Raw genomic sequence first — 9335 nt, forward strand, 5'->3', positions numbered from 1 at the left:
CGGCTGCGCGGGTCGCGCGGCTCCGGCCCGGCCATCACCGCGGCGGCCGTCACCGCCAGGTCCAGATCGGCGGCGAACACCGTGACGGCGTCGTAATCCGCGCAGGCGGGCACGGTTCCGTGCGCCGGGATGACGCCCAACGTCGCCTTGATGCCGACGATCCCGTGCAGCGCGGCGGGCACCCGTCCGGAACCCGCCGTGTCGGTGCCGATACCGAGGTCCGCGACGGCGAGTGCCACCGCCGCCGCGGACCCCGAGCTCGACCCGCCGGACACCAGGTTCGGGTCGAGAGCATTGCGCACCGGGCCGTACGGACTGCGCGTCCCGACCAGCCCGGTGGCGAACTGGTCCAGGTTCGTCTTGCCCAGCACGAGCGCGCCCGCCGCGATCAGTCGCTCGATCGCCGCCGCGGTCACCTCCGGGGTGTAGGCGAATTCGGGACAGGCCGCGGTCGTCGGCAGACCGGCCACATCGATGTTGTCCTTCACCGCCACCAGCACCCCGGCCAGCGGCAACGTCGCACCGGTGGCGAGCCGCTCGGCGACCACCGCCGCTTCCGCGGTGACCTCGCTTTCCGGCCGCAGCGTGATCCACACCTCCGGACGATCCACCTCGGCTATCCGCCGATAGGCGGCCGCGACCCGTTCGACGGGGTCGGCCGCCGTGCCGCCTAGGACGCCTGGGGGCATTCAGTCGACTCCGATCACTACTAGGGGTGTGCCCGGCTCCACCTTGGCGCCGGGGGCCGTCAGCACCTTCAGCACGGTGCCTTCGCCGGGACTGTGCACCGGCAATTCGAGTTTCATCGCCTCCAGCACGGCGACCGGCGCACCGGCCGTGAGCCGTTGTCCCGCTTCGACTTCCACCCGCCAGACATTGCCGATCATCGGCGCGGTCACCACGGTCGCGTCCGCGGGTAGGCCGGCAAGTGGATCGTCGATCGGTGCCGCGACGGGCGCGACGGTGGTGCGCTCGAATTCGCCCGCCGCGCGCCACGCCGCCTTCTCCGCCTCGAACGCGGCGGTCTGCCTGGCTTCGAACTCGGCGATGGAGTCGGCCTCGGTACGCAGCATTCGCACATGGTCGGCCAGGGCGAAGGTGCCGTCGTTCACTTCCGCGTCGAACCGGCCCGCTTCGGCCGCCGCCCGGTACTCGAGCAGTTGCTCCGGGCTCACCGGTTCCCAGACGATGCGATCGAAGAATCGGAACAGCCAAGGCGTGCCAGGTTCGAACGGCGCGGACTGCCGGTAGCTCGACCAGATCGGCACGGTGCGGCCGATCAACTGGTAGCCGCCCGGCGAGGCCATCCCGTAGACACACAGGTACTTGCCGCCGATGCCGACGGCGTCGGATGGCGTCCAGGTGCGCGCCGGGTTGTATTTCGTGGTGACCAGGCGGTGGCGCGGATCGAGCGGAACCGCCAGCGGCGCACCGAGATACACGTCACCCAGACCCAGCACCAGGTATTCGGCGTCGAACACGGTGGTGCGCACGTCCTCGACGCTGTCGAGCCCGTTGACGCGGCGAATGAACTCGACGTTGGACGGCAGCCAGGGCGCGGTGTCGCGCACGCCGCTGCGATAGCGGTCGATCGCCTCGGCGATGGACGGGTCGTCGAACGACAGCGGTAGCCGAATAGTGCGGCTCGGCACCACGAGGTCGGTGGTGGCGGGCAGGTCGAGTTCGAGCTCGGTCAGCGTGCCGAGCAGCCGATACTGCGGCAGCACGTCTGGATCGAAATGGATGTGCAGCGATCGGACACCGGGGGTCACGTCGAGAATGCCGGGTAGCTCGGCGGCCGCGAGTGCTTCGGCCAGCGCGTGCACCCGCATGCGCAACCCGAGATCGAGCACCATCTCGCCGTATTCGACCAAGACATTGTCGTCCCCGCCGCGCAGGTAGCGCACGCGCGGACGGTCCGAGGACGCCTCGATTCCGCCCAAGATGCCGCGATCGGCAAGGGTTGCCAGGGAATCGGGCACGATGTCGGGCACGCGGCTGCTGTTGGCGGAGCGCAATTCGGCCGCTTTGTCGTCATCGACCGGCACGAACCGCACCGTGTCACCGGGACGGAGCTGGCCCAGGCGCCAGCGATGCGCGGACACCACCGTCAGCGGGCAGGCGAAGCCGCCGAGACTCGGTCCGTCCGGACCGAGCAGGATGGGCGTGTCACCGGAGACGTTCAGCGCGCCGACACTGTAGGGATTGTCGTGCAGGTTGGACGGGTGCAGCCCGGCCTCGCCACCGTCGGTGCGCGACCAAGCCGGCTTCGGGCCCTCCAGGCGGATGCCGGTGCGGTTGGCATGGCTGCCGACCCGCCACGGATGCGTGCAGAACTGGGTCATGTCGGCGTCTGTGAAGTACGCGGGCGCGGTCTGCGGCCCCACGCCGACGGCAAGCCGCCAGTCGTGGGTGAACTCCGGCCGCTCGCCCGGCGGCACCGCGGCGGGCGCGCCGAGCGCGTCGCCCGTGATCCGGGCGATGCCGAGGACATCGCCGGTGGCAAGCGCCTTTCCGGTGACACCACCGAATCCGCCGAGTGTGAAGGTGGCGGCGCTGCCGTGATACAGCGGAGCGTCGATACCGCCGCGCACCGCCACATAGGTGCGCAGACCGGTGTCGGTGGGCGCGCCGATATCGAGCACGGCACCGGCGGGCACGGTGATGGGCTCCCACATGTCCACCGGGCTGCCGTCGACAGTCACGGGTGTCGGCGCGCCGGTTACGCACACGGTGGTGGTGTCGGCGAAGCGCAATTGCGGCCCGTGCAAGGTGCATTCGAGCGCGGGGACGCCGATCGGATTGCCGACTGCGGTGTTGGCGAGGGTGAACGAGAGGTCGTCCATCGGGCCGGACGGCGGAATGCCCACCGCCCACAGGCCGATTCGGCCCGGATAGTCCTGCACCGTGGTCATCGTCCCGCCGCGCAGCACGTCGATGCGATGCCCGGCTGGGCGGATCTCGGCCAGTGTGGTCGTGGTGTGCTCGGTGCGCAGAACTCGGGCGTCGTCCGCTGCCTGACGCAGTTGCGGCAGATTCGTCTGGACGCCGTAGATCCGCGTCGTGCCGAGCGCGGCGCGCAACGTGGCGAAGGCGTCCGCGCGGTTAGCGCCGGAGCTGATCACCTTGGCCAGCAGTGCGTCGTAGTACGGGCTGACCTCCGAGCCGGTCTCGATCCACGCGTCGACCCGGGTGTCGGGCGGGAACTTCGCGGACGTCACCAGGCCCGCGCTGGGCCGGTAGTCGTGCCCCGGATCCTCCGCGTAGACGCGAGCCTCCACGGCATGGCCTGTGATCGGCGGTCCGCCCTCGGGCAGTTCGTCCACCATCGAACTATCGCCGCCCGCCAGCCGGAGCATCCATTCGACCAGGTCGACCCCGGTGACCGCTTCGGTGACCGGATGCTCGACCTGCAGGCGGGTGTTCATCTCCAGGAACGAGGCGGTGTCGTGGTCGGTGTCGTAGACGAACTCGACCGTCCCCGCCGACCGGTAGCCGACCGATCGGGCGAGCTGTCGTGCAGCGGTGAGCAAGCGCTCCGACAGCTCCGCGCCGAGTCCAGGTGCGGGAGCTTCCTCGATCACCTTCTGGTTGCGGCGTTGCAGCGAGCAGTCCCGGGTGCCGAGACTGACCACCCGGCCGTGGCCGTCGCCGAACACCTGCACCTCGACGTGCCTGGCCCGCGCCACGAAACGCTCCAGGAAGACGCCGGTCGAGCTGAAGTTCGCCGCCGCGAGGCGCTGCACGCGCTGGTAGGCGGCGCGCAGCTGGTCCGGGCCGAAGCATGCGTGCATACCGATGCCGCCTCCGCCGCCGACCGCCTTCAGCATCACGGGGAAGCCGATCCGCTCCGCCTCCGCCACCGCGTGATCGGCCGAATCGAGCAGGCCGCTGCCCGGAATGAGCGGCACGCCGACCGCACGTGCCTGTGCCCGCGCGGTGTGTTTGTCACCGAAGACGCGCAGCTGCTCCGGGGTGGGTCCGACGAAAGCGATCCCCGCCGCATCCACCGCGGTCGCGAAATCCGCGTTTTCCGAGAGAAATCCGTAGCCCGGATGGATGGCACCCGCACCGGCAGACAGCGCCGCTTCGATCACCGCGTCGGCCCGAAGATAGGACTCCGCCGCGGGACTCGGCCCCAAACGCACCGCGACGTCGGCCATTTCGACGTGTGCGGATCCCATGTCGGCATCGGAGTACACGGCGACGGTCTTCAAGCCGAGCGTCCGTGCGGTGCGCATGATGCGGCACGCGATCTCCCCGCGATTGGCGACGAGTACGGTGTCGAATTCCAGACTCACTGCTGCTCCCCGCTAATCGGTGGCCAGCGACATCGCCGCGATCGCGCGCGTGACGCGTTCGAGTACCACATCCAGTGACTCACCGATGTGCGTGTGCAGCAGCCGGTAGGCCAGTGGGAGATCCTCCGCCAGCACCGCTTCGAGAATGCCGAGGTGCTCGGCGATGGTGGTCTCGATCCGGTTGTTGACCATGAAGTCGTACATCCGAACGTGGCGGATGCGCGAGTTCACCGCTTTCAGCGCACGCACCATCTCGGTGTTGCCCGCGGCGGTGAGCAGCGTGACGTGGAATTCCTCGTCGCGCACTACGAAACCCGGTTCTTGCTCCGGGGGATCGGCGCGCAGTTCCAGCCACGCGGACCGTTCTGCTTCCAGCAGTTCCCGGTCGTGGGTAACGGCGGGGTTCGTCATGGCGCGCTGTAAACCACCCAGTTCCAGGGTGATTCGAAGCTCATACAGATCACGGATCAGTGGGATGCTCGGCCGTACCGGGCTGAAGCCGTATTCTTCCCGTTGCAGCAAGCCGTCCGAGCACAAGACGGTCAGGGCTTCGCGAATCGGTGTGCGCGAGATGCCGAACCGCGCCGAGAGTTTCGGCTCGGTCAGCCGCTCGCCGAACTTGATGTCTCCGTTCATGAGTTCGCTGCGCAAGGCCGCGTACACCACGTCGCGCAGCGGTTTGCCCGCCGCGTCCGCCAGAGTGGCTATCCGTGTCGACATGCCTGTATACGCTATTGACATCGGATGTCGATGGCGTGTCTGTAGGTTATCGCCGCGTTAGCGTCTCCTCACCGTGCCTGTGTCCGATGGCGCGAAACGGAAACCGGCGCCGAGCCGACAGAGCTATCGGGTCGGTCAGCGAATTCACCAAGGAGAGAAGGCATGAAGCGCAGCACGAAGTTCGCCGGAGCACTCGCCGCCGCGGCCGCCGCACCGCTCGTCGTGGCCGGGAACGCCCAGGCCGACGCGGGCACGGTCTATTTCGCGGCGGGCAGCACGAACTGCGCGATCTTCGGGGACGGGTCCGTTGGATGCGATTTCGGCTACCCGCTGTTCCTGAGCTACCACGTGGGCAACTCCTACATTCCGGTGCCGGTGAAAGTCAGCGAAATGGTGATCGACCAGCCCTGGCTGCCAGCGCACCCCACCTTCGACCCCGGCACGCCGTACACACTGCCGGGCGGCAATCCCAGCATCTACGACGTGAAGACCGGCTCGGGCCAGTGGGGGCCGATCATCGAGCACGCGGGCTCGACGTGTGCGGTGGGATTCCACGGGAGCTTCACCTGCCAGGCGAAGGGGCGCGGCTTCAGTTCGTTCGGTGGGAACGTCGTCGCGTAATCGGCCGCCTACCACGGCGCCTGGGCTGCCCCGCCCAGGCGGATGGCCTGCGCCGTGACCGTGCTCGCCGCCTCGCCTGCCAGGTAGGCCACCACCGCGGCGGGCTCGGCCGGATTCATCGCCGCGAGGGCGGTCGCGAGTTCCGCGTTGTCGACGGCGCCGACGCCATGGCTGATCGTGTTGACGGTGATCCGCCGCGACACGAAGTCCGGCGCCACGGCCTGACCGAGTTGCTCTACCGCGCCCCGGGTCGCGTCGTAGACCGCGCCGCCCGGGTTGGGGGAGTCGCAGACGGTGATGATCCGGCCTTGCTCGGCGAGGTGCTGGGCGGCCAGTTGGACCCCGTGGAACACGCCCCGCACCGTCGCGGCGAAGCCTGCGTCGAACGCGTCCGCGCTGATCTGCGCGAACGGCACCGCCTCCGGCACCGCGGCGGTGTGGACCAGCAGGTCCCACCGGCCGCAGTCCTCGAGCACCACCTCCACCAGCTCCTGGTACTCGGTGCGGTCGGCGACGTCCGCCGCCAACGCGAGCGCCGCACCACCGGCGGTGGTGATCTCCTTGACCACGTCCGCCGCCCACTCCGGAATATGCGGATTGTGAACCACCACCTGCGCGCCTTGTGCCGCAAGCGTTTTCGCGATTTTCTTGCCGATTCCGGTGTGGGCCTGCGTGACCAGCGCGGTTTTCCCGGCTAGCGGTTTGTCTGCGGGCACATTATCGACAGGCTCGCTCATTTGCCGACCTTTCGATGATCGCGGGAGTTTGCTTTTGCGAATGGTATTCGGCGGGGATACCACCCGAGGGCCACATCGAGTGTCATCGTCTCAGGTTCGGCAACGGCGAGGGCGATTTCGCTCCGCCGAGCAGAAGCGCCGCAGAAGTCGATCTTCGTCCGAGGCCACAACGCGTTGACGGCGATGCCGTAAGGCAGGAACTCCTCCGCCAGATCGTCACGGGGCGACAGTACGGATCAGTCGACGCCGACGTTGAGGTCTTCCCAAGTGATCCGCACATCCAATGGGCTCAACGTTTCGATGGCGGCGGCGAACGGTTTCGTGCGGGTTCGATGGCCGTCGGAGAAGTACTTTCCATCGGAGTTCAGGGTCAGCATCTCGACCGAGATCGCGGGGCCATCGTCATTGGCCATGCGGACGATCCAGTAGTGCTGAATACCGAAGCGCGCATATTCTGCCCGCTTGTCGATCATGTCCGCCGTAATGGTTGTGGGTGAGACCACCTCGACGACCAGGAGGGTATCGGCGATGGTCGGCTTTCGTTTCCAGCGCCCGCGGGATTCGTTGATGCAGTGGTAGACGATGACGTCAGGCCGCTTGAAATGGTACGGAACCTCCGAGACAAGCATGTCGACGTCGTGGTTGACCCGCAGGCACGGTTCTGCCGATGATCGTTTTTCGTTGGCATCTCGCAGCGCCCGCTCGATGTTGTACGCGATCGCATTGTGATTGGGGGATGCAGACTCGCAGAAGACGATCATCCCGTCCTTGACCTCTATGGCGCGGGACACGTCCTCAGGCATGGACAAATAGGTGTCCATGTCGATGGGGAAGGTATAGGTCTTGAGTGGAGACCAGTCGAACGCTTCCGACACGGTGATCCGTCCTTCAGTGGGTAGGCGCTGCCATCGTAAGGCACAGCCGACCTCGGATGTGCCGACGAGCGGGTCTAAGGAAACAGAACGGCTCCCAGCCCGTGAAGGCTGGGAGCCGTGTCGTGTCTCAACCACACGAGTCGGGGTGACAGGATTTGAACCTGCGACCTCTTCGTCCCGAACGAAGCGCGCTACCAAGCTGCGCCACACCCCGTGAATCGAACCTGGAGTAGCTTACAACAGCGCGGGGTGAGACGTTAAACCGGCAGGTCAGTCAGCCTTCTATGGGGCGAATGCTGGTGCAGATGCGCTTGGCGGTCTCGGCGTCGAGAGCGTGCGGAACGCCGGTGTCGGCGGCGATCACCATGACGAAGGTTCCGCTGTCGGTGGGGTACGCGGCGGTGTAGATGGAGTACGCCGTCGCGCAGCCCGGCTTGGCCTCGGTGACGGTGCCGGTGGTCTCCACGAATACACCTTGCTGGGATCCGTCCAGCGACGCCAGCGGCACGGGCGCGCCGGGTGTGCCGCCGGGGGTGCCCTGGTAGGCGAGTGCGGCGGTCTTGGTGCCGAGTTCGGTTGCCGCGCGGGCCGGGTCGGTTGTGTCCGAGCCGGTGAGGAAGGCGACCGTGCGGGTCGAGCCAGGGCAATAGCCCTTGCCCTCGCTGGCGTAGCCCTTGCCCGCGACGGTCTCGGGCGGGTGGCCGAAGCCGCCGATGGTGTCCTGCGGGGCGATGGCCCACCCGGCGGGCACGTCGTACGCGGCGCCGTTGCTGGGCGCCGCGACCACCTGGAAGCCGGGGATGAGCGGGGTTCTGCCGCTCGCCGGGCCCGCGGTGGTTGTCGGCGCGCTCTTGGTGGCCGGTGCGGGCGATCCCGTCGAGGTGAGCGCGCTCACCAGCGCGGGCGAGTCGCCCTGGGCGGAATCGCTCGATTCCCGCTTGGTCAACGCCACGGCGCCCACCGCGATACCGGCTACCAGCAGCACGACCAACCCGACCAGCAGCAGCGTCTTACCTCGGCCGCTCCCGCGCGGGCGGTGGTGGGGCGGCGGTCCACCGGACCCGTGATGTGGCCCGTAACCGGGCTGGTACTGCTGAGGCGTAGGAGCACCGTAGGGACCAGGGCCGTCTGCCGGTTGCCATTGGTAGTTCTGCTGCGTGAACCGATCGGCGGTCGGGTGCCGGAGCACGACCGCGCCACCCCCGTCCGGCTCGGGACCCGAGTGCGGGCTGCCGAAGGGCGCGGGCTGATCGAACGCACCCACTGGGCGAGCGAGCATGGTCGGATCCGCCTGCGGCGGCCACTGCCCGGACGACGCATCCTCGCCGAGCGAGTGGGCAAGCATCGTCGGATCGTTGCGGCCCGGATCCTGCTCTGGGTGCGGGCGTCCGTCACCGAGCGATCGGGCGATCATCGTGGGATCAGCCGTGCTCGGTGCCGAAGCACTAGTCGGCGGCATGGCGGGAGTGCCCTGAGCGGCGGACCACTCAGGCAGCGCGGATTGCCCGTGCGGTTGCCATGGTGAGGTCGGGTCGGGCTGCGGCGGCGCAGGTTGTCCGTGCGGTTGCCACTGCATGCCCGGGTCGGGCTGGGGATTCGGCTGCCAGGTGCTGGATGGTCGGCTCTCACCTGCGTCACCGGTGGTACCTGGCTGCCATTGCATAGTGGGATCGCTCTGCGCCGTCGATCCGGCCCCGGTTCGATTCGGGTGACCTGGTTGCTGTGCATCCGGTGGCTGTCCCGGATTCGCGGCGGCTCCGTTATAACCGGCTGGCTGCCAGGGATAGGACGGTGCGGGTCCGTCACCTGTCGCATGCGAACCGGGCCACTGTGACACCGATGGAGACTCCGCCTGCCGGAATCCGCTCGTGCCCGGTCGCCACTGCTGCGAATCATGGTCGACCGCTTGGGCATTCGAGTCACGCCGCCATGGCGTGACAGGGCGCGCCGGTTCGTTCACTCCGGGTGGCCGGCTGCCGGTCGGCTGCCATTGCGAAAACGGTTGCGGTCCTTCGGATGGCGTGACCGGTTGCGCTTCGGAGGCCGGACGCCGCGCGGCATCGGGATCGTCACGCTCGCTC

Annotated in this window: 7 protein-coding genes and 1 tRNA gene; 1 reads left to right on the top strand and 7 read right to left on the bottom strand. The window is 68.1% G+C overall.

Features of this window, described 5'->3' with window-relative positions; genetic code table 11:
• The 3 genes from NA4_RS35685 to NA4_RS35695 form a co-directional block, all read right to left on the bottom strand.
• A partial coding sequence (locus NA4_RS35685; protein WP_245671747.1) for an amidase family protein occupies window positions 1–689 on the bottom strand: 689 nt, incomplete at its 3' end.
• The gene (gene uca / locus NA4_RS35690; RefSeq protein ID WP_067480068.1) at window positions 690–4301 is read right to left on the bottom strand and encodes an urea carboxylase; all 3612 of its coding nucleotides are present in this window, start codon (window positions 4299–4301) and stop codon (window positions 690–692) included.
• A 12-nt stretch (window positions 4302–4313) separates the two neighbouring features.
• On the bottom strand, window positions 4314–5021 hold the full coding sequence (locus NA4_RS35695) for a GntR family transcriptional regulator (RefSeq protein WP_067480070.1): 708 nt from the start codon (window positions 5019–5021) through the stop codon (window positions 4314–4316).
• Window positions 5022–5183: 162 nt separating this feature from the next.
• Here NA4_RS35695 and NA4_RS35700 point away from each other — a divergent pair, with 162 nt between their 5' ends.
• Entirely contained in the window at window positions 5184–5642 is a 459-nt protein-coding gene (locus NA4_RS35700) for a hypothetical protein (protein ID WP_067480072.1), read from the top strand.
• Window positions 5643–5650: 8 nt separating this feature from the next.
• Here the strand turns inward: NA4_RS35700 and NA4_RS35705 are convergent, their stop codons facing one another.
• The 4 genes from NA4_RS35705 to NA4_RS35720 form a co-directional block, all read right to left on the bottom strand.
• Window positions 5651–6379, bottom strand: coding sequence for an SDR family NAD(P)-dependent oxidoreductase (locus NA4_RS35705; RefSeq protein ID WP_067480074.1), 729 nt, complete (start codon window positions 6377–6379; stop codon window positions 5651–5653).
• 236 nt (window positions 6380–6615) lie between these two features.
• The gene (locus NA4_RS35710) at window positions 6616–7254 is read right to left on the bottom strand and encodes a Uma2 family endonuclease (RefSeq protein ID WP_067480076.1); all 639 of its coding nucleotides are present in this window, start codon (window positions 7252–7254) and stop codon (window positions 6616–6618) included.
• 140 nt (window positions 7255–7394) lie between these two features.
• A tRNA-Pro gene (locus NA4_RS35715) sits at window positions 7395–7468 on the bottom strand.
• Window positions 7469–7528: 60 nt separating this feature from the next.
• Window positions 7529–8668: a DUF8017 domain-containing protein gene (locus NA4_RS35720; protein WP_067480078.1), complete on the bottom strand. Its 1140-nt coding sequence runs from the start codon at window positions 8666–8668 to the stop codon at window positions 7529–7531.
• Window positions 8669–9335 lie beyond the last annotated feature (667 nt).

The sequence above is a fragment of the Nocardia amamiensis NBRC 102102 genome, assembly GCF_001612745.1.
Lineage (GTDB): Bacteria > Actinomycetota > Actinomycetes > Mycobacteriales > Mycobacteriaceae > Nocardia > Nocardia amamiensis.